Origin of the sequence: Reichenbachiella sp. MSK19-1, from assembly GCF_003590315.1 — a bacterium.
GTDB classification, from domain to species: Bacteria; Bacteroidota; Bacteroidia; order Cytophagales; family Cyclobacteriaceae; genus Reichenbachiella; species Reichenbachiella agariperforans.
The window spans coordinates 827,845-846,145 of record NZ_MIER01000016.1; the positions used below are offsets into that span (position 1 = coordinate 827,845).

The following is an 18,301-nucleotide window of genomic DNA, read 5'->3' on the forward strand; positions in this document are numbered from 1 at the left end:
CTAAGCATTTAGCCCTATGAAAATTTTCATTCCGTTTTTACTACTAGCAGTGCTTTTTGGATGTAAAAAGGACGAGTCACGCCTTCCTCAGGTCAACATGGACTGGAAACAGCGCACTGTTGAAGCTAGCCTCGACTCATTGTCGTCGGGTAGCACATACCTGTCCATATATAGCCAGATCAATAGCTACGATGAAGAGACCAAACATGGACTGACCGTCACTGTGAGTATGAGAAATATCTATGATGAAGACACGCTATATATGCATGGGATACGTAGCTATGACACAGAGGGGCACATGCTGACAGACTACATCTCACAGGATATTTACATCCTGCCGCTGGAGACTCTGGAGATCATCATCGACGAGGAAGATGACTATGGTGGGACTGGAGGCAATTTTATATTTGATTGGTCTGCGGAGGCAGGCAAAGAGCCATTCATAGAGGCTGTCATGATTCGTTCTTCTGGTCAGCAGGGGATATCTTTCACGACCAGAGGGATCAGAAGAGATTAATTGTCTTTTGCTCTAGTGTCAGACCAAAAGACAATCGTAGTAGTTATTATATCACCTCACCTTTGATTTTGAGCTTAATCGGGTCACCTACGCTAGGTTGTATCGTGACGCTCTTTTGGAAGCTACCGACTTTAGCTGCATTATAAGTAGTGCGAACTGTGCCTTTTTTGCCAGGTTGAATCTCACCTTTGGTATAGTCAGCTACTGTGCATCCACACGAAGCTTTGGCAGAGAGAATCATGAGAGGCTCGTCTCCTTCATTCAAAAATTCAAAGGATGCAGATACTGGTGTTCCTTGTTTGATCTGCCCATAGTCATGCATTGTTTTTGTCCAGACAAAAGCAGTTTCTTTTATCATGTGAAAGGCACTGAGTGCCACGATTAGCCCTAGGCCAAGCATTACATTTTTCATAATTGTATAGTTTATGATTATAAATTTGTTTGATCAAAGGTGTGTTTTAAGGATAGAAAGGACTGTTAATGAAATCCTATTCATTGTTAACGGGATGTTAAAACTTTGTGATCTGGTTAGATTTAGGAGATAAAGATTGATTTTTAATCCATGAAGCAGGCGTTTCCTTACTTAGTTAAATGAATAGACGAGCATTTCAGGTCTTGGTAGTGATGGCAGCCGTGTCTATAGTGGGGACACTGGCGGTGCAGTTCTTTTGGATGAAGAAGGCCTTTGATGTGCGTAACCAGCAGTTCGATCACAATGTCAAAAGTGCACTGCTCAATATCACAGAGAGCCTTTGCGAGATCAATCAAGAAGTTCCACGCACCGATGCGATCGAACAGGTCTCTTCTAATTACTTCATTGTCTACGTCAACAATAAGATAGAACCAAAGACACTAGAGTCACTGCTGAAGCGAGAGTTTGGGACACGTGCGATTCACGAAGGATTTGAATATGGCATCTTTGACTGTCGCAACCGTGATATGGTATATGGCCAGTATATTGATTTAGGGGAATCTGTAGAAACTTCCACGGGGATTGAGACATTCCCTCAGCTCAACAAGGATCAGTACTATTTTGGCGTGTATTTCCCGCATAAGGTCACAGGATTAGTCAGTCAGATGGGGATTTGGATTTTCTCCTCGCTCCTCGTACTGGTCGTAGTGATATTTTTTGCGCTTAGCCTTTTTATTATTTTTCGACAAAGACGATTGTCCGAGGTACAAAAGGATTTTATCAACAACATGACTCACGAGTTTCGTACACCCATCTCCACTATGGCCATCGCTGCGGAGGTTTTGAAGACTCCACAGATCGTGACACAGCCCGAGCGACTCAGCACCTATGCTGAGATCGTCGAGCGAGAAGCTTATCGTTTGCAAAGCCAAGTGGACCGAGTACTACAAATGTCCAATGCATCCAAAGATCAGATTGTCCTGAAGAAAGAATTTTTGGATATGGAGGCTTTGGTTGGAGAGCAGCTGCGCAGTTACCGTATCTCTTATGAGTCGGCACGACTAGAGATGAGCGTAGCAGATGACCTGCCACTTATCTATGGTGACAAGATGCATCTTGGCAATGTGGCGAGCAATCTTATCGACAATGCCATCAAATACAGTGACAATCAGCGAGAGGTAGCAGTGTCATTAAAAGCCTCGATAAACCATCTGGTCATAGTAGTCGCTGATAAGGGAAAGGGGATAGATGGGAAACACTTGAAAACGATTTTTCATCAGTTTTATCGTGTACCGACTGGCAATAGACATGATGTCAAAGGTTTCGGACTAGGACTGTATTATGTCAAAATGGTTGTCGTGGCACATGGAGGGAAGATAGAAGTAACGAGCCAGCTAGGAGAAGGGACACAGATGACGGTAACATTACCCATAGACAAGCCATGAACAAGAGAATACTGCTCGTAGAAGATGATCAAAATCTAGGTTTTGTGATCAAGGATAACCTGACTATCCAAGGGTATCAGGTAGATCTCTGTATTGATGGAGATGCTGGGTGGCTAGCTTATGAGAGAGGTGCCTATGAGCTTTGTCTTTTCGATATCATGCTACCGAAGATGGATGGATTGACTTTGGCACGTAAGGTCAGGACAGTGAACCCAAGTGTCCCGATTATTTTCTTGACGGCAAAGTCACTACAAGAGGATAAGTTGGCGGGCTTTGAAATCGGTGCGGATGATTATATCACCAAGCCTTTTTCTATCAAGGAATTACTCTACCGTGTGGAGGTATTCATGAAAAGAAGTCAGGTGATACATGACTATCAGCAACAGGTAGAGATCGGTAGCTATCATTTCGATCCCGAATCTTTCCAATTATCCTTAGGTAAAAAGATGAAGAAGCTCACGCGGCGCGAAGCGGAAATTTTGCACTATCTCCATCAGCGAGTCAACACCGTAGTAAAGCGTGACGAACTACTCATTGCGCTATGGGGAGACAATGATTATTTCAAAGGGCGCAGTCTCGATGTGTTCATATCCAAACTGAGAAAATATCTCTCCGAAGAAGAGCATGTAGACATTGAGAACATCCACGGGGTGGGGTTCAAGCTTCGTATCAAGAAGTCCTGAATGGAGAATTTCCAGAATAGGCATGATAAGATGGATTGTCTTGTAACCCCACTCTGGAAATATCCCGAACTTCATGAAAGATACGTTCGTTTTGAGCGTAACTTTCATCTGACTATTTAATGAGGGATTTATGAGATACATGGTTTGGTTAATGTTGGGATTGGCTTGCGGGAGTTGTAGCACAGACAATAAACAAGAAAGCACAAGTATGGAGGATAGAAAAGAGAAGCTGGTAGAAGAGTTTGGGGTCTATGAAGAGGAGGTTTCACCAGAAAATGAAGCGTACTACAAAGCTTACGACAAGACCTTGGGTCTATGGCAAACGGTCTATCATCAGGTCTACGTCCCGACGAGCTACGGCGAGGCGCATGTGGTGGTTAGTGGACCAAAGGATGCTGAGCCATTGGTGCTTCTGCATGGCATGAACGCCAGCTCGACGATGTGGTACCCTAATGCCGAGGCATTGTCTAAAAAATATAGAATCTATGCAATAGACTACCTGCTCGAACCAGGGAAGTCCAAAGTAACAGGTGAAGTAGGTAGTATGGAGCAGGTGACGGACTGGTACACTCAGGTAGTGGATGGATTGAAATTGGAGAGATTCACGCTAGTGGGGGCTTCTAAGGGAGGATGGCTCGCCATCAACTATGCGTTGGTGCAGCGTGATCGTGTCGATAGACTCATATTACTCAGTCCCGTACAAGCGTTTGCGTGGATCAAACCAGGATTAGAGATGGTATCTAATCTCAGCTACGCGATCTCACCGAGCAAAGAAGACCTTAACGAAATGATGTCCGGTATGTCTGTTAATGCTGACTTGATCGCAGAGGCCTACAAGAATCAATATCTCCTAGGGACGAAAAACTCAGAGGAGGATATACTGATAGTCAAAATGAGACCATTCTCTGATGAAAAATTGGAGACTCTAGACCTGCCCGTCTTATTGCTCATCGGAGATGATGATGCAATGAATAGCTCCAAAACGATCAAGGAGGCAAAGAAAATTTTGCCTCAGGTAGAAACGGAGACCGTGAAAGATGCCGGACACTTTCTCTCCGTTGATCAACCAGAGTTGATCAATCAGCGAATACTCGATTTTATAGAAAAGCATCCTGTGAGCACAGAAGCAGGAGAGGATTAGAGAGGCTGTTCAACTTATTTTTGTGATCATTAGAGCTTGATTAGACTCCATGATGGGATTTTGGTTCCTGAATTTTCTACATGTGAACAAAATATCCCGTGGATTTGAGCATATATCCCCTTTGTCACTGAAGGGAGGTTGATTACCTTAGGGATTGAAAAAAATGAGCTGATTTCAGAGTCAGCTATTATCTAATATACAATTACAATTTTTTATGAAAGGCAGAAAATTACGCATGGGAATGATCGGTGGCGGCCAAGGATCATTCATTGGCGAGGTACACCGATTGGCCGCTAATTTGGACGGACAGATTGAGTTAGTCTGTGGAGCTTTTAGCAGCAAACCAGAGGTGTCCAAGGCTTCTGGTCAGGCGCTATTCCTTCCCGAGAATAGGTGCTATGCGACCTACGCAGAGATGATCGAAAAAGAAGCAACTATGCCAGAAGGAGAAAGAATGGATTTTGTCTCCATCGTGACTCCAAATCATGTGCATTTCGAACCGACCAAGTTGGCTTTAGAAGCGGGATTTCCGGTGATATTGGATAAACCTATGTGTTTTGATTTTGATCAGGCACTACAGATGCAGGAGATTATTGGACGTACAGGACTGCCCTTTGCCCTGACACACACTTATACAGGTTACCCCATGGTCAAGCAGGCCAAATCTATGGTCAAAGACGGTACACTAGGGAAGATCAAAAAAATCAATGTAGAATATCCTCAGGGTTGGTTGTCTGAAAAACTGGAAGACACAGGTGCAAAACAAGCAGCGTGGCGAACCGACCCGAAGCGCAGTGGCAAGAGTGGTTGTTTTGGAGACATCGGTACTCATGCGGCCAACATGGCTGAGTACGTGAGTGGATTGAAAATAACTAAGGTGTTGTCTCGATTGAAAACGGTCGTAGACGGGCGTTTGCTGGATGACGATGCTGACGTATTGCTAGAGTTCGACGGAGGAGTTCATGGATTATTATCAGCTTCTCAGATATCTACAGGAGAGGAAAACGGTGTGAAGGTTCGTGTCTATGGAGAGAAAGGTGGACTAGAATGGAAGCAAGTAGACAATAATTCACTAGCCGTGACGATGCTGGGACAGCCCAAACAAATCTTGAGAGCTGGTGGAGACAATGACTACTTGAGCGAAATGGCCTTGGCGGCTTGTAGAATTCCTGCAGGTCACCCCGAAGGTTATTTGGAAGCATTTGCGAATATTTATAAAAATTTCGCCCTGTCGATGCGAGCACATGCTGCGGGACAAAAGGCTGATCTCACGATCCATGATTACCCTGGGATAGAAGACGGTGTACGAGGTATGGCATTGATCGATGCGATGGTAGCCTCTACCGAGGCGGGCAATGCCTGGACAGACGTAGTACTGAAATAATAATTGATAACTGAAGACGAGATAACGATGAAAACTATAAAAGGACCAGCGATATTTTTAGCGCAGTTTGCTGGAGACGAAGCGCCATACAATACACTAGATAATATGTGCCAGTGGGCAGCGAGCTTAGGATACAAGGCGGTGCAGATTCCCGCATGGGACACCCGACTGATAGACATCAAAAAAGCCGGAGAGAGCAAGGACTACTGCGATGAACTGAAAGGTACAGCGGCCAAATATGGCTTGGATATATCGGAGATATCGACACATCTCCAGGGACAGTTGGTAGCGGTGAACCCAGCTTATGATAGCATGTTCGATGGGTTTGCTCCCAAAGAAGTACATGGCAACCCAAAAGCACGTACGGCATGGGCGATCGACCAAATGAAGTCAGCAGCATCGGCTAGTCAAAATCTAGGGATAGATGTGATGGGTACTTTTTCGGGTTCATTGCTCTTTCATACTGTGTACCCTTGGCCACAGCGTCCTTCGGGATTAGTGGAGGCAGGATTCAAAGAGCTGGCAGACAGGTGGCTGCCGATCCTTGACCATGCCAAAGACTGTGGTGTGGAGGTTTGCTATGAGATTCATCCAGGCGAAGACTTACATGATGGGGTGACTTTCGAGCGATTCCTAGCTGCTACGGGCAACCACAGCAGCGCGAAAATTTTATATGATCCGAGTCACTTTGTTCTGCAGCAGCTGGATTACTTACAGTATATCGATTTCTACCATGAGTACATTCGTATGTTTCATGTCAAGGATGCGGAGTTTAATCCGAATGGTAAATCAGGCGTGTATGGCGGCTATCAAGATTGGGTAGACAGACCGGGGCGTTTCAGATCGCTGGGGGATGGACAGGTAGATTTCAGAAGCATTTTTAGCAAGTTAAGTCAGTATGGGTATGACGGATGGGCAGTGCTAGAGTGGGAGTGCTGCATCAAGTCACCAGAGCAAGGGGCAGCAGAAGGCGCACCTTTCATCGCCGATCACATCATCGAAGTGACTGAAAAGACTTTTGATGATTTTGCTGGGAAAGACACAGATGAAAAGGAATTGAGAAATATTTTAGGACTGGATTGATTTGAATTAATGCTTAGGACAGGAAAAGCACGATCTCGTGCTTTTCCTGTTTTGTAGGAGAATAGATTAGGTATGGACATCACGATCAGGGAGACCAAAAAATTACCTCAGGAACAAATTATTGCACTTTATAATGCCAACGGATGGAGTGCTGCCACTAAGCCAGAACAGCTGTGTCAGGCACTTGCGCATTCGCATCGCGTCGTGAGCGCATGGGAGGAGGAGCGATTGATAGGTTTGGGTAATGCCATATCTGATGGTTTTATGGTAGTATATTATCCGCATTTACTCGTGCATCCCGACTATCAAGGCCAAGGGATTGGGCAGATGATCGTAGGTCGAATGCTCGAAACCTACAAGGGCTTTCATATGCAGATGCTTACTGCTGACGGTAGAGCCATTGATTTTTACCAAAAGATGGGATTTGAAAAGGCTGGAAAAACAGAATCTATGTGGATTTATGCCGGAGACGAACATTAAAGTGACATTATGATAGCACGAATTTGGAAGGGGAAAACGAAGGTAGAAGACTTGGAGGCGTACTCAGCGTTTATGAAGGCTCGCGCCATACCAGATTATAAACAGACAGATGGATTTATCAAATTGACATTCCTGAGGCGAATAGATGATACCCACGCTTATTTTAGGCTGGTGACTTATTGGGAAAATTTGGATGTGATTAAGAATTTTGCAGGAGAGGATCCTGAGAAAGCAAAATACTACCCCGAGGATAAAAAATACTTGATAGACTTCCCCGACACGGTAACGCACTATGAGGTTTTTGCGGAATAAACTTTCCTTAATACAGGTGACTCCCCAAGGATAAAAGCCTACAGCACTATCTGCCAGTTTACTTGGAACTAATCGGCTCTGGGTGCAAATTTGTCCTCAGTGAAAAAAGCAGAAGAAACACAGCGGAGTGTGGTGATCGGTGCAGGGATAGCAGGGCTTGCTTCGGCGATTCGGTTAGTGGCCAGAGGGTTTCATGTGGATGTCTATGAAGCCAATGCCTCACCAGGAGGCAAGATGAGGCAGCAGTTTGCACAGGGCTATCGCTTTGATATGGGCCCTTCGATAGTGACACTGCCGCATTTGATTGACGAGCTGTTTGCTCTCCATAGCAAAAATCCTCGTGATTACTTCGATTATACTTTGTTAGAGAAGCCGTTCAAGTACTTTTATGAAGATGGCACGGTGATTCAGGCGTATGCAGATACTGATAGGTTTTCCCAAGAGATAGCTAATAAAACAATTGATACGCCTCGTCGCTTTCGTAAGTATCTCAAAAACATCAAACGAAAATATACGATTACCCGACCAGTGTTTATCGAGCGATCTATTCATCGTGTCAAAGATATCTTGCATCACAACGTCGTGCTGGGATTGATTCGTTTCTCTAAGATCGAAGCATTCAAGACCATGGACCGTGCCAATCGCAACCACTTCAAAGACCCCAAGTTGGTCAAGATGTTCAACAACTATGCGACCTATGTAGGGGCTAATCCGTTCGTTGCGCCCGCGACTCTCAACGTGATTCAGCACCTAGAGGTCGGGTTAGGTATGTATATGCCAGACCGAGGGGTATATTCTATAGTGGAGGCGCTACACCGACTCGCGGTAGAGATTGGCGTGACTTTTCATTTCAATCAAAAGGTCGACGAAATCCTAGTAGAAAACCGAAAGGCTAATGGTGTCATCGTTCAAGGACGCTCGATACGCTACGATACTGTGGTGAGTAACATGGATGTTTATCTGACCTATAAATATTTGTTGCCGAAGGTCGCTGGACCTAAGCATGTGTTGTCTCAGCCTAAGTCCAGTTCGGTGATTGCATTCTTTTGGGGGATGAACAGGTGCTTTGATGATCTCAATGTGCACAATTTGCTTTTTACCGAGGATCAAAAAGAGGAATTTAGAAGTATCTATTCGGATCATAAAATTAGCAAAGACCCTTCTTTGTATCTCTACATCTCTTCCAAGGTAGTTCCGAGTGACGCACCAGTTGGAAAGGAAAACTGGTTCGTACTTATCACAGCTCCCAACAACCAAGGACAGGACTGGAAAGCTATGGTAGCAGAAGCACGAACTACGGCGATAGCTAAACTCAGTCGTATGCTGGGTATGCCTATCGAAACGCATATCAAGTATGAAGACCATATCGATCCTGTCTCTATAGAGGCTGATTTGTTTAGTGCATTTGGCTCGGTATATGGCAATAGTTCCAATAGCATGTTCGCGGCATTTCTTCGTCATGCCAATTTCTCGAGGAAGGTCAAAAACCTCTATTTTGTGGGAGGAAGTGCGCACCCTGGCGCTGGGATACCCATGTGTCTGAACTCAGCGAAGATCATGGGTCAAGTGCTGAAGCAGCGCTGAGATTGTTTTGAGACTGTCGATTCTGAGGCTTACAGAATTCTATTAGATTTGCGGTCTAAAAATGAGACAAACATGGACGTGAAAAACATAACCCTAAATGATTTGCATGTTGCCTTAGGAGGAAAGATGGTTCCTTTTGCAGGATTTAACATGCCAGTAAGATATAGCTCTGATAAGGCGGAACATCTGTGCGTGCGTCAAGGCGTAGGCGTATTTGATGTGTCCCATATGGGAGAGTTCTTTTTGGAAGGACCTGAAGCACTCGACCTCATCCAACGGGTCACGACCAATGATGCCTCAAAAATAGTCGACGGACAAGCGCAATATTCCTGCCTGCCCAATCAAGACGGAGGTATCGTGGATGATCTACTCGTCTATCGTATGTCAGAGACGAAATACATGTTGGTCGTCAACGCCTCTAACATAGAAAAAGATTGGAACTGGATCAGCCAGTTCAATACGAAGGGTGTAGAGATGACTAATGCATCGGACGAGTATTCATTGTTCGCAGTGCAGGGACCTAAGGCCGTGGAAGCGCTACAGAAGATCACGGAAGTTGATCTTTCGGATATTAAGTTTTATCACTTCATGACTGGTGAGATAGGCGATGTAGCGGAGGTTATTATTTCTGCTACAGGCTATACTGGCGCGGGAGGATTTGAGCTTTATGTGAAAAATGCCGATGCAGAGAAACTCTGGAAAGCAGTCTTCGAAGCGGGGAAGGATTTTGATATTCAGCCAATTGGGTTGGGGGCACGCGATACACTCCGACTGGAGATGGGATTTTGTCTCTATGGCAATGATATCGATGACACCACGTCACCGATAGAGGCTGGACTAGGATGGATCACTAAATTTACCAAGGAGTTCACTAACAGCGACACGTTCCTTCTACAAAAGGAGTCGGGGGTTGATCGTAAATTGGTAGGGTTCATCATGGAAGACAAAGGGATCCCTAGAGGTGGATATGAGATTGCCGATGCAGCAGGAAACGTGATTGGAAACGTAACTTCTGGTACCATGTCGCCCTTGATGAATATTGGTATTGGCTTGGGTTATGTCGCAGTAGGACATCATAAGGCTGATTCAGAGATTTTTATCCAAGTGAGAAATAAATCATTAAAAGCTAAGGTGACGAAGCTTCCATTATATAAGCAGTAGAAAATTGAGTAATAGTATTGACGTATGTCTATCACCGAAACTGATAGACCTCTATGATTTAGAAGGGAAAATTGTAGTCGTGGTGGATATTCTCAGAGCGACATCTGTGATGACCACCGCATTAGCGCACGGTGCTAAGGAGATTATTCCCGTAGAAAAACTGGAAGTAGCCAAAGAGTACCTCACCAAAGAAGGCTATCTCTGTGCAGCAGAGCGTGGAGGAGAACAGATAGCAGGATTTCCGTTGGACAACTCTCCGTTTAACTACATGAAGGATAATATCAAAGGGGCTTCTATCGTGATTACCACGACGAATGGTACTGTAGCGATCGAAAAATCTGCTGTGGCAGATCAGATTTTGGTAGGGTCTTTCTTGAACCTAACCAGCGTGGCAGAATATATCAAGACGCAAAATAAAGATGTCGTCGTGCACTGTGCTGGATGGAAAGGTAAAACGAACATGGAGGATACGCTCTACGCAGGAGCGCTGATCGAGCGACTCCAGTCGACTCATGCGCTGGGGTGTGACACGCCACACATGGCATTGAAGTACTGGGAGGCTGTCAAAAATGATTTGCAACAGACTGTAGCAGACTCTGCGCATGCTAAGCGTTTGAACAAGTTGAACATTACCAAGGATATCAGGTTTTGTACTCAGATCGATGAGTATGACGTGGTGCCAAAGATGGAAGGTACTTCTTTGGTCGCTGTAAAGTAGATTTTGGGAAAAGGTGATAAGGACAGTTGCTATACGCTTATCACCTTTTTTGTGTCTGTGATTAAAATCAAGAATCCGTTATATTGGCATTATATTAGCTGATGAAATTTCCCTATGATGAAGAATCTATTACATGGAAGCCATGAGGCAGTGAGAGCAATAAAAGCAAATGCTATAGGCTATAAATCACCAGTATTTCAAATTAGATTTTGTCTAAGTGTATTTGTTATTTTGTTTTTTACGCTCAGCAGTCATGCACAGACTACCACGGATTATGTGGACCAGGCTTTTAATGCAGGGAGTGCCAAAGAGTTGATCAAATATTTTAATCATGTGACAGAAGTAAAGATTAACGATGTAGGCGCCAACTATAGTAGAGCACAGGCAGAACCTATGCTTCGAGATTTCTTCAAACAAAACCCACCAACCAGTTTCGAGTATATACACAAAGGCACTTCGCCAGAAGGCCTCAAGTATAATATCGGCATATACACCACCAGAGCGAAGAGCTACCGCGTGGTGCTACTACTGAAAAAAGTCAATGGTGAGTACGTAGTAGATACGGTCAATTTCAACGAAGATTAGTTTAAGCCTTCAATTTCCTGCCAATAGAGTGAATAAATCAGTTTTGGCAGTTTATTTAACTTTATTGGCAGGATTCTTTTTTAGGATTGGTGTTGCTTTGAATCAAACTCAAACGCAAAACCTATGAAGATCATTTGGTACAATTCGGAAAGTAAGAAATACAACTGCGGCAGCTCTCAGGATTTTATAAGTGAAGTGTCTCAGGTCAATGAGCCTTCGTCTTTGGCTATCGTGATGAAATTTAATCAGCACTCAACCAACCTCGCACGCAAAGTGCTACGCCAGCTTAACCTAGTGAACCACGAAATGGAAGAGTATTTGGCTAGTAGTTGATACGATTTAATCATTCATTTTTTAACCTCACCAAACCACTATCCTATGCATCTTATCTGGTACAATACAACCACTGCTCAATACGAATATGGTAGCAAGACAAGTTTCCGCGCTTTGAAAACGGCTAGTACTGACCCGAGTTCACTATCCATATTGATGGAGTTCACAAGTGATAAGGAGCACCTAGCCTACAAAGTAATAGAAGAGCTTAATGTCGCGAAAACAGAGTTCGTGATACGAAAATAGTTAAGATAATTTTTCTCATAGCTTGATTCCTGTAGACGATAGGAAAACGGCTTCAATAACAAGCCTTGACTGTTTAGTCAAGGCTTTTTTTGTCAAAAAAGAAATGAGGAAAGGCACTGCGTTCATGTTGACCTAAAAGCGTTACTTTCCAGAGAGATTTTAGAAATCCAAAGCCGTATCCCAACAATTGTATCCATGCCGCGGGAACCGCCATGACAGCTACGCGAAGCGAGTTGCCACGTGAAAGCGCATCTAGACATAGCAGCCCACTGTAGATGAATGGAGCAATTAAAAATGCCGGGAATGCGATGCTGAGTAGTAGCAGTCCTGTGACTCCAATTAGAAAGGTAGTGGGTAAGAAATACACTAGTTTTTTGGAGTAGGGATACCACTTGTTTAGAATCACACGAACTACTCCGAATTTGTACACCTGTTTGACAAACTTGGAAAAATCAATGCGCCTTTTGTGATAGACAATCAATTCTGGCAATAGTATGACGTTAAAACCTTCGGCCATGATACGAAAACTTAGGTCAGGATCTTCTCCTGGGTGTATGTCCGAAAAACCGCCGACACGTTCATATACCTCACGAGTCAGTCCCATGTTGAAGCTGCGAGGTTGGTATTTGTCTAATTGTTTTTGGCCACCACGAATTCCTCCTGTGGTAAAGAAGGAGGTCATAGCATAGTTGATGGCTTTTTGTACATCAGAGAAGGATTCATGTGCTGCATCAGGCCCTCCGAAGGCATCTGGCTGATAAGTTCTGATCCCCTCATCTAACTTGTCGAAATAGTCTGGAGGTATGAGACAGTCAGAGTCAAAGAATAGGAAGTACTCGCCCTGTGCTTTGGACATCCCAAAATTGCGACTATCACCAGGCCCGCTGTTTTGTTTGAAAAAGTAACTTATGTTCAATTCATATTGATCGAGAAGGAAATCACACTTGTCGGAGGAGCCATCTTCTACGATTACAATCTCCACATCCGAGCGAGGCTGTACAGCCAAACTGTCTAGCAGTTCTTTCATTTCCTGTGGTCGATTATAGACGGGTACGATGACGGAGTATTTGATCAATGAAGTAGATTCAAAAGGTTAAAGGTTCTTAAGGATATCTATCGTAGTGCTATAGAATGTCTTGATGACTCTAATCTGATCTTGAATCAGATCGTGCTGACTCAGTTCCGAATAGCGTAGTACTCCACCGATCCAGTTGTTGCTGTGCCAGTGCCCTTGCGTAGCAGAGATGTCTGGCAGTTCCTTGACTGGATAGGGCCATGGGGAGACGTAGAAATAGGGTTCGTCATAGTGTTCATCTCCAGGAGACATACCTACACCGATTTGTTTGGATGTTTCGGGATCTCCAGTGTCTAGTAGTATAATAGAACCTGCTATGTCAAAATGGTGAGGCCAACATTTGATCTCCGTGGTTTTATTTTCTTTAGATAGAATGTGACGTAGCATCAAATCCGCATTGTGATAGAGTCGACTGAGCTCTTCACTGGCCATAGGGTTGCTCACGCCGAAGGCTGCTCCTGCTGCAGTTGGATATGCTGGAAGTTCGTATGGGTAGGCTAGATTTATTTTCGAGAAATCAGCTCCTAGATCGACAATTTGCTTTTCTAGCCAGACCATGATATCGGTTTGTTTGGCACCTTGCATGGAGATAGAAGAGATCGTTTCGAAATTCTCGTTCACCAGATATACCATAAAGTCTCGAATACTGATGGATGAACGAAAGGTATGTTCACCAGTCACCCACCTGCCCACGAGTCGTTGTAGTTTGCTGTCCCATTCGAGGTTCGCATTTTCGTCTTGTTCACTTGGAGGCAAAAAAGATCGACCTACTGCGGAGACGTTTTGGATAGCCTGATGACTCTGGTCACGAGCTTCTCGAATGTCTTCTAGAGCGGGGTATGTGAAACGCTGCCAGTGTTGATTCATGGTTTTACTCTTTGTTCGTTACGTCTAATTTAAATCAATTCCTTTGATAATCCTGAACAGTTTGATCGCAGAACTGTCTGTCATTCCGGATATGAAATCAGTAATGAGCAGCATAGATTCGTAAGGCGTATTTGCTTCATGATCGAGCTTGTATATTGTGTCTTGGGGGAGTAGTTTGAAAGCGCTTTTGTGTCGACCAGAGTAGGATTCGGATTGGTAGTATTTGTAATACACCGCTAGAATATAGATTTCTAGTAGGCCATCGATTACTTGAAACCCTGCAGCTTCCTTTTCTAATACCTGACGACTTTGGTAGAGATTTTGGATCGAAAAGTTACTGATCTCTTGCAGAACAGGAGTTGATGGGATAAGGTCTGTTAGCGCTTGGTCAAATGTTCCTGCTAATATCGCTTCTTCGTTCTCCAAAAACACCTGCGTGCTTTCCTCGATTAGGACTTGGATCGCTACTGCACGAAGCACTCCGATTTTTTCTTTGTCGCTAGGGATTTTTTCTAGCTTGTCAGGCATGTATTTACCTTTTAGTATCTGAGCTAAATAGTCCCGTGCTTCGGTATAACTAACGAGTCCCAGTCCAAAGCCATCCTCCAGATCGATGATGCTGTAACATATGTCATCGGCTGCCTCTACCAAAAAAGCCAAAGGATGTCGTGCCCATACATAGTCGTCCAACTGAGTCAGGCCGACGCTTTGTGCCATGTCGCGGAACATGTCTTGCTCGGCCTGAAAGTATCCGTATTTTTTTTGGCTTTTTCTTCCCTTCTCTTTTTGCTCAAAAGAAGAGTAGCACGGATATTTGGTAAATGCAGCTAGAGAAGCCATGGTAAGTTTCAACCCTTGTCTTTGATTTCTAGTCAGCAGACGAAATCCCTGTGCATTACCTTCAAAACTTGTCAAATCACGCCATTCTGCAGTGGTCATTTTGGACTTGAGCGTTTCGGATAGGCTATGATGTGCGAAAATGTCAGATATAGCAGTCTCACCAGAGTGTCCAAATGGCGGATTCCCCACGTCATGCGCAAGAGCCGCTGCACCCACGACTGCACCAAAATCGCTTGGGCTTAGGTGATTCAAATCAGGATGCTTTTCGAGTATTTGCGCACCGACATTTTTGCCCAGCGAACGACCTACACTGGATACCTCTAGGCTATGTGTCAGTCGGGTGTGTACAAAGTCTTGATCGGGTAGCGGAAATACCTGCGTCTTGTCTTGTAGGTTTCTAAAAGGACGGCTAAAAATGATGCGGTCATAGTCAGCTTCGTAGGCACTCCTTAGCTGGTTGGCCGTGACAGAAGGGGCTTTTTTTGCTTCGCCCAAACGCTGTGCAGACATCAGCGATTTCCAATTCATTTTGGTCATCCTTAGTTGTTTTTATGGACTTTGGTCGCACTGGCTTGCGCACGAGCCAGTACTGTGGTATCGGCTAGGTTGACATGGGCAGGGCGGTTCAGTGCGAATTGAACCACTTCAGCAATATCTTGCGCGAGTAGTGGTTCCATACCTAGATATACAGATTCTGCTTTGTCTTCATCTCCTTTGAAGCGCACACTGGAGAATTCTGTGTGGACGAGTCCTGGATTGATGGACATAACCCGTATATTGTGTGTCACGAGCTCCTGTCTCATGCTTTTGGTTAAGGCATCCACGCCAAACTTGGTGGCGCAGTAGACGTTTCCGTTCTCATACGCTTCTTTGCCGGCGATAGAAGAAATGTTGATTACGTCCCCTGCATTTCTAGTGACCATGTCGGGCAGAATCGTTCGGGTGACGTAAAGAAGACCTTTGAGATTAGAGTCTATCATGGCCTCCCAGTCGTCTATGTCTCCTTCGTGTAATGGGGCTCGTCCGTGAGCGTTACCCGCGTTATTAATCAGCGCATCTATTCTTTTCCAAGGTTCGGGTAGAGTAGCGATGGCGTCTTGCACTTCGGTTTTGATTCCAACATCAAAGCAGAGGGTGATTACATCTGTTTTCTTTTCTAGGGCTTGCTGTAAGGTGTCTAGACGCTCCTGTCTTCTTCCACATAGTATTAGAGCGAAATCATCTGCCAGTGTTTCAGCTATGGCTTTGCCGATTCCAGATGTTGCTCCTGTTATAAAGGCTATTTTACGCATTATTCTCAGGTTCTTTCGAACCCCGAAGTTAGGAAGGATCATTCAAAAACCGATCAATAAGTCTATCCGAAGCTACAAAGCATTAGCACTTAGGCGATTTGAGTTGGTCTGACTGGTGGCGTACTTGGTTTTGTTTCGGTATTTGCGAAATAGGACACTGCCAAAAGTGAAAGCAAAAGGTATGCGGATATCAGATAAATTCCTTGAGGAGTGATTTCATTCAATCCAAACCAATCGCCAGTGTCCCAAATCCAATAAAGTCCCGTGAGGCACTTAATCAACTCTAGGAATGGTGCTAGTGAATGTAAATCCATCAGCATACTGTAAGCAAAGATGTGTAAGGCGATAAATCCCCCGTAAACAAACAACATAGGAAAACCTATGGATTCAAAATGAATGAGTAGCATGGTTAAGAATGCAAGGCCGATAGTTAGTTGTATCCACGACCAGATGTGCATGGCTAGTGAGGCATTTGTTTCATGTTTTACCTGCTCACGAGGATCATCGATGATATGTATAGGGTATTTCTGAGTTACATCCGCTGGTCGCCAACCTGTGGGCTTAAACCAAATGGTGAATTTGGCTTTCCAATCATGTGTGCGCCATGCATCCTGCGCGAGGCGCCAGAAATGCTGGAAGTTGATGAGGACTGGATTCCAAGTCTCTGCTGGTTTTTTAATTCCATAGACACATGGCTCATCTTCGAGTTCCTCTTGGAATGTCCCGAATAGTCGATCCCACCACGGAAATATCTGTCCCATATTTTTGTCTAGGTAGATGGGGTTGATGGCGTGATGCACCCGATGCTGAGAGGGAGTAACGATCAGGTATTCGAGCCATCCGAGTTTGCCTATATGACGGGTGTGATACCAAAACTGTAGAAAGAGGTGTATAGGAGCTATTGTCGCGATCACCTTTGGCGGCATACCGATTAGGGCTGCTGGTATCAATAAAAATGCACCAATGCTGAATACATTAGATATTGGCTGGCGCAGAGCACAGGCTAGGTTGAGCTCTTCGCTGCTGTGATGTATGACGTGTTCGTTCCAGAAGTAATTGACTCGGTGAGAAAGGTAGTGTTTCAGATAGCCCGCTAGATCTATGAGAATAAAACTGATGAGGTAGATCAGCCAAGTGGCTTTGATGTGTGTAAGTGCAATATGTTCGTACATCCAGTTGTACCCAACGATGATAAGTGTCAGCCCTAAGATGTCTTTGACTAGATTAGTGATTCCAGAGCTGAGACTAGCGATGGTGTCAAAACTCCGAAACGTTTGTTTTTTAATGAACCATCCATAGATGCACTCGATCAGCATCAGTACCATGAATATGGGGATAGCAATGAGTAAAACTTGGGCGTAAGTTGTCATAAATCATGCTAATTAGTCTCCAAATGTACAAAATGAGGGTCTGATTAAGAAGCTAATGTAAGTTTATTCGGCATGCATAATAAATGGAGAGATGTTAAATGACCAAGTTTTCTGCGTGTTCTTTAAGTGCGAGGTTAAATGCTTCGAAGCTGTTTCGTGTGTCTGTCTCTATTTTTTTGACGATGGGATGACTAAAGATGCCAGAGAATCGTTCGCCATGTGTCAGACGCGTTTGACCTTCTCCCTCGGGCTTAAAGTGGAAGTAGTGTTGACCCGAAAATATCCTTTTGTGACCGAGGTTACCTGTCCATTCGAATGTCTGCTCGTGACTCACTTCTACGACCTTTGTTTTAAAGATTGACAATTTGTTACCTAGTTGTATAGATAGTTTCAGATGCTCCCCAAGTTGCGCTTGACCTTCTATACTCATGACGGTGTTCCAGTCTTTATAAGAATCGAAATCCGTAAATATTTTCCAAAGTAGTTCGATAGGTGCGGTGATCAGGATGTCTGTTTTAACTTCTTTCATTTCTGTAAGTGGGAATTTTTTCGAGAGGCAGTTTTGGGTGTCCTAGATATAATATAGTGTTTTATCGGGATACAAGCTGCTACTTACGTGTAAATATTTATTGCTTACCAAGCTCATTGACTTGTTCTCTAAGTACGAGCAAAATTGATACCGAGACCATTCGTTTTGGTAAAACTTCTATTGGAAGTAAAATCTCTGAAGAGTTTAGCATAGAGCCTTATTTCATAATCGAACTATTTATTTG

At 44.2% G+C, this 18,301-nt stretch carries 21 protein-coding genes; 14 read left to right on the forward strand and 7 right to left on the reverse strand.

The window, feature by feature from the left end:
- Positions 1-16 precede the first annotated feature (16 nt).
- The gene (locus BGP76_RS16160; RefSeq protein WP_073120949.1) at positions 17-517 is read left to right on the forward strand and encodes a DUF3124 domain-containing protein; all 501 of its coding nucleotides are present in this window, start codon (positions 17-19) and stop codon (positions 515-517) included.
- Between the two features lie 46 nt (positions 518-563).
- On the opposite strand, the gene BGP76_RS16165 is transcribed toward BGP76_RS16160, so the two are convergent.
- Positions 564-929, reverse strand: a complete 366-nt coding sequence (locus BGP76_RS16165) for a DUF1573 domain-containing protein (protein ID WP_073120947.1) — start codon at positions 927-929, stop codon at positions 564-566.
- Positions 930-1,108: 179 nt separating this feature from the next.
- Here BGP76_RS16165 and BGP76_RS16170 point away from each other — a divergent pair, with 179 nt between their 5' ends.
- From BGP76_RS16170 to BGP76_RS16230, 13 genes are all read left to right on the forward strand, one after another.
- Positions 1,109-2,374 carry a sensor histidine kinase KdpD gene (locus tag BGP76_RS16170; protein WP_073120945.1) on the forward strand — a complete coding sequence of 422 codons (1,266 nt, stop codon included), beginning with the start codon at positions 1,109-1,111 and terminating at the stop codon, positions 2,372-2,374.
- Positions 2,371-3,057: a response regulator transcription factor gene (locus BGP76_RS16175; protein ID WP_119845438.1), complete on the forward strand. Its 687-nt coding sequence runs from the start codon at positions 2,371-2,373 to the stop codon at positions 3,055-3,057. The genes BGP76_RS16170 and BGP76_RS16175 overlap by 4 nt, the downstream gene beginning before the upstream one ends.
- 208 nt (positions 3,058-3,265) lie before the next feature.
- Positions 3,266-4,198: an alpha/beta fold hydrolase gene (locus BGP76_RS16180; RefSeq protein WP_158584305.1), complete on the forward strand. Its 933-nt coding sequence runs from the start codon at positions 3,266-3,268 to the stop codon at positions 4,196-4,198.
- Between the two features lie 214 nt (positions 4,199-4,412).
- Positions 4,413-5,582, forward strand: coding sequence for a Gfo/Idh/MocA family protein (locus BGP76_RS16185; RefSeq protein ID WP_119845440.1), 1,170 nt, complete (start codon positions 4,413-4,415; stop codon positions 5,580-5,582).
- Positions 5,583-5,609: 27 nt separating this feature from the next.
- Positions 5,610-6,665, forward strand: a complete 1,056-nt coding sequence (locus tag BGP76_RS16190) for a sugar phosphate isomerase/epimerase (RefSeq protein WP_073120937.1) — start codon at positions 5,610-5,612, stop codon at positions 6,663-6,665.
- Between the two features lie 72 nt (positions 6,666-6,737).
- Positions 6,738-7,145 carry a GNAT family N-acetyltransferase gene (locus BGP76_RS16195; RefSeq protein ID WP_073120935.1) on the forward strand — a complete coding sequence of 136 codons (408 nt, stop codon included), beginning with the start codon at positions 6,738-6,740 and terminating at the stop codon, positions 7,143-7,145.
- A gap of 9 nt (positions 7,146-7,154) precedes the next feature.
- Positions 7,155-7,457 (forward strand): antibiotic biosynthesis monooxygenase, encoded by a 303-nt coding sequence (locus tag BGP76_RS16200; protein ID WP_119845441.1) that lies wholly within the window; start codon positions 7,155-7,157, stop codon positions 7,455-7,457.
- A 99-nt stretch (positions 7,458-7,556) separates the two neighbouring features.
- Positions 7,557-9,041 carry a 1-hydroxycarotenoid 3,4-desaturase CrtD gene (gene crtD / locus BGP76_RS16205; protein WP_158584306.1) on the forward strand — a complete coding sequence of 495 codons (1,485 nt, stop codon included), beginning with the start codon at positions 7,557-7,559 and terminating at the stop codon, positions 9,039-9,041.
- A 72-nt stretch (positions 9,042-9,113) separates the two neighbouring features.
- Positions 9,114-10,202 (forward strand): glycine cleavage system aminomethyltransferase GcvT, encoded by a 1,089-nt coding sequence (gene gcvT / locus BGP76_RS16210; protein WP_073120929.1) that lies wholly within the window; start codon positions 9,114-9,116, stop codon positions 10,200-10,202.
- 4 nt (positions 10,203-10,206) lie between these two features.
- Complete coding sequence (locus tag BGP76_RS16215) at positions 10,207-10,920, forward strand: 2-phosphosulfolactate phosphatase (RefSeq protein ID WP_073120927.1); 714 nt, start codon at positions 10,207-10,209, stop codon at positions 10,918-10,920.
- 117 nt (positions 10,921-11,037) lie between these two features.
- The gene (locus tag BGP76_RS16220; protein WP_158584307.1) at positions 11,038-11,505 is read left to right on the forward strand and encodes a DUF4783 domain-containing protein; all 468 of its coding nucleotides are present in this window, start codon (positions 11,038-11,040) and stop codon (positions 11,503-11,505) included.
- Between the two features lie 123 nt (positions 11,506-11,628).
- Positions 11,629-11,838, forward strand: a complete 210-nt coding sequence (locus BGP76_RS16225) for a hypothetical protein (RefSeq protein ID WP_073120923.1) — start codon at positions 11,629-11,631, stop codon at positions 11,836-11,838.
- 45 nt (positions 11,839-11,883) lie between these two features.
- The gene (locus tag BGP76_RS16230; protein ID WP_073120921.1) at positions 11,884-12,084 is read left to right on the forward strand and encodes a hypothetical protein; all 201 of its coding nucleotides are present in this window, start codon (positions 11,884-11,886) and stop codon (positions 12,082-12,084) included.
- Between the two features lie 73 nt (positions 12,085-12,157).
- Here the strand turns inward: BGP76_RS16230 and BGP76_RS16235 are convergent, their stop codons facing one another.
- From BGP76_RS16235 to BGP76_RS16260, 6 genes are all read right to left on the reverse strand, one after another.
- Positions 12,158-13,159, reverse strand: coding sequence for a glycosyltransferase family 2 protein (locus tag BGP76_RS16235; protein WP_119845443.1), 1,002 nt, complete (start codon positions 13,157-13,159; stop codon positions 12,158-12,160).
- 18 nt (positions 13,160-13,177) lie between these two features.
- Positions 13,178-14,026, reverse strand: a complete 849-nt coding sequence (locus BGP76_RS16240) for a hypothetical protein (RefSeq protein ID WP_119845444.1) — start codon at positions 14,024-14,026, stop codon at positions 13,178-13,180.
- Positions 14,027-14,050: 24 nt separating this feature from the next.
- Positions 14,051-15,403, reverse strand: a complete 1,353-nt coding sequence (locus BGP76_RS16245; RefSeq protein ID WP_370453804.1) for a deoxyguanosinetriphosphate triphosphohydrolase — start codon at positions 15,401-15,403, stop codon at positions 14,051-14,053.
- Positions 15,404-15,405: 2 nt separating this feature from the next.
- On the reverse strand, positions 15,406-16,158 hold the full coding sequence (locus tag BGP76_RS16250; RefSeq protein WP_119845445.1) for an SDR family NAD(P)-dependent oxidoreductase: 753 nt from the start codon (positions 16,156-16,158) through the stop codon (positions 15,406-15,408).
- Positions 16,159-16,247: 89 nt separating this feature from the next.
- Positions 16,248-17,528 (reverse strand): sterol desaturase family protein, encoded by a 1,281-nt coding sequence (locus BGP76_RS16255; RefSeq protein WP_119845446.1) that lies wholly within the window; start codon positions 17,526-17,528, stop codon positions 16,248-16,250.
- 94 nt (positions 17,529-17,622) lie between these two features.
- Positions 17,623-18,057 (reverse strand): SRPBCC domain-containing protein, encoded by a 435-nt coding sequence (locus BGP76_RS16260; protein ID WP_073120912.1) that lies wholly within the window; start codon positions 18,055-18,057, stop codon positions 17,623-17,625.
- Between the last annotated feature and the right edge of the window lie 244 nt (positions 18,058-18,301).

What these genes read in the sequence shown, in the direction of transcription:
- BGP76_RS16240 (WP_119845444.1), bottom strand. Translation starts at nt 14,026, where the DNA reads ATGAATCAACACTGGCAGCGTTTCACATACCCCGCTCTAGAAGACATT.
- BGP76_RS16165 (WP_073120947.1), bottom strand. Translation starts at nt 929, where the DNA reads ATGAAAAATGTAATGCTTGGCCTAGGGCTAATCGTGGCACTCAGTGCC.
- BGP76_RS16250 (WP_119845445.1), bottom strand. Translation starts at nt 16,158, where the DNA reads ATGCGTAAAATAGCCTTTATAACAGGAGCAACATCTGGAATCGGCAAA.
- BGP76_RS16220 (WP_158584307.1), top strand. Translation starts at nt 11,038, where the DNA reads ATGAAGAATCTATTACATGGAAGCCATGAGGCAGTGAGAGCAATAAAA.
- BGP76_RS16230 (WP_073120921.1), top strand. Translation starts at nt 11,884, where the DNA reads ATGCATCTTATCTGGTACAATACAACCACTGCTCAATACGAATATGGT.
- BGP76_RS16195 (WP_073120935.1), top strand. Translation starts at nt 6,738, where the DNA reads ATGGACATCACGATCAGGGAGACCAAAAAATTACCTCAGGAACAAATT.
- BGP76_RS16225 (WP_073120923.1), top strand. Translation starts at nt 11,629, where the DNA reads ATGAAGATCATTTGGTACAATTCGGAAAGTAAGAAATACAACTGCGGC.
- BGP76_RS16190 (WP_073120937.1), top strand. Translation starts at nt 5,610, where the DNA reads ATGAAAACTATAAAAGGACCAGCGATATTTTTAGCGCAGTTTGCTGGA.
- BGP76_RS16180 (WP_158584305.1), top strand. Translation starts at nt 3,266, where the DNA reads ATGGAGGATAGAAAAGAGAAGCTGGTAGAAGAGTTTGGGGTCTATGAA.
- BGP76_RS16170 (WP_073120945.1), top strand. Translation starts at nt 1,109, where the DNA reads ATGAATAGACGAGCATTTCAGGTCTTGGTAGTGATGGCAGCCGTGTCT.
- BGP76_RS16200 (WP_119845441.1), top strand. Translation starts at nt 7,155, where the DNA reads ATGATAGCACGAATTTGGAAGGGGAAAACGAAGGTAGAAGACTTGGAG.
- gcvT (WP_073120929.1), top strand. Translation starts at nt 9,114, where the DNA reads ATGGACGTGAAAAACATAACCCTAAATGATTTGCATGTTGCCTTAGGA.
- BGP76_RS16260 (WP_073120912.1), bottom strand. Translation starts at nt 18,057, where the DNA reads ATGAAAGAAGTTAAAACAGACATCCTGATCACCGCACCTATCGAACTA.
- BGP76_RS16185 (WP_119845440.1), top strand. Translation starts at nt 4,413, where the DNA reads ATGAAAGGCAGAAAATTACGCATGGGAATGATCGGTGGCGGCCAAGGA.
- BGP76_RS16160 (WP_073120949.1), top strand. Translation starts at nt 17, where the DNA reads ATGAAAATTTTCATTCCGTTTTTACTACTAGCAGTGCTTTTTGGATGT.
- BGP76_RS16255 (WP_119845446.1), bottom strand. Translation starts at nt 17,528, where the DNA reads ATGACAACTTACGCCCAAGTTTTACTCATTGCTATCCCCATATTCATG.
- BGP76_RS16175 (WP_119845438.1), top strand. Translation starts at nt 2,371, where the DNA reads ATGAACAAGAGAATACTGCTCGTAGAAGATGATCAAAATCTAGGTTTT.
- BGP76_RS16245 (WP_370453804.1), bottom strand. Translation starts at nt 15,403, where the DNA reads ATGACCAAAATGAATTGGAAATCGCTGATGTCTGCACAGCGTTTGGGC.